This window comes from Sporosarcina aquimarina (genome assembly GCF_019748715.1).
Taxonomy (GTDB): domain Bacteria; phylum Bacillota; class Bacilli; order Bacillales_A; family Planococcaceae; genus Sporosarcina; species Sporosarcina newyorkensis.
The window spans coordinates 1-1,056 of the sequence record NZ_JACLBZ010000048.1; the positions used below are offsets into that span (position 1 = coordinate 1).

Consider the following 1,056-nt stretch of genomic DNA (forward strand, 5'->3'; position numbering starts at 1 on the left):
GACGAATTGTAATATTAAGTGCAACACATGAAAGCAGAAAAAAAGAAAACCCATAACGACCTCGTATAGAATGGAGTTACCACACACACATTCAAACGGAGGGATCGTTATGAGCTACACTCATCTTACCATATCTGAACGTGCAAAAATAGAAGCCTACCTTGAGATTGGTTATTCCATTCGAAAGATTGCCAACTTGATTGGGCGTCATCCTTCCACTATCTCTAGGGAGCTGGCCCGGCAACCTGATTACGATGCACAATCTGCCCAACACCAGTATGAAGCCCGTAAATCAAACTGTGGAGCGAAGTCAAAATATACTCCTGAGCTGAAAGAGACCATCCAACAGAAATTGAATGAGACGTGGTCGCCTGAACAGATTATTGGTCGCCTGTTTCCTGAGGACCTGAGCTTCAAGACAATCTATCGCTGGGTTTACGAAGGCCTTCTCGAGGTACCTCTCACAGTGCTTCGACAAAAGGGGAAACGTCAGAAACCGAAGGAAACACGCGGACGTTTTAATATCGGCACGCCGATTTCCAAGCGCCCGAAAGAAGTGAAGAAACGGGAAACATTTGGTCACTGGGAGCTGGATACGGTAGTTTCCGGTCGTGGAAAGGCCAAAGGATGTGTGGCCACGTTCGTGGAACGAAAGACACGTTTATATCTTGCCCTTCCCATGCCGGACCGTTCCGCTTCTTCGATGGAATCCGCCATTCGAAAGGTTTCCGCGTTATTTCCTGAGGCGGCTCTCAAGACTGCCACAACGGATCGCGGAAAGGAATTCAGCTGTTATGAAAGGATTGAAAAGGACCTTTCTATCGAGGTATACTTTGCCGATCCTTACTCCTCTTGGCAGCGGGGAAGCAACGAGAATAGCAATGGGCTGTTGCGTGAATTCTTCCCCAAGGGAACCAACTTTGAAGAGGTGAAACCAGCGGAGTTGTTTGAAGCCTTGGAACTCATCAATAGTCGACCCAGAAAGTGTCTGGGATGGAAAACTGCATACGAGGCGTTTACTGAGCAACTGTTGCGCTTAATTTGACAAACTATCAT

The 1,056-nt window shown here is 47.3% G+C and carries 1 protein-coding gene; it reads left to right on the forward strand.

The genetic code is table 11. From position 1 onward, the window contains the following. Positions 1–109: 109 nt before the first annotated feature. Positions 110–1,045 (forward strand): IS30 family transposase, encoded by a 936-nt coding sequence (locus H7J92_RS17410; RefSeq protein WP_221838282.1) that lies wholly within the window; start codon positions 110–112, stop codon positions 1,043–1,045. Positions 1,046–1,056 lie beyond the last annotated feature (11 nt).

Coding starts and splice junctions, on each gene's coding strand:
- H7J92_RS17410 (WP_221838282.1), top strand. CDS start 110: ATGAGCTACACTCATCTTACCATATCTGAACGTGCAAAAATAGAAGCC.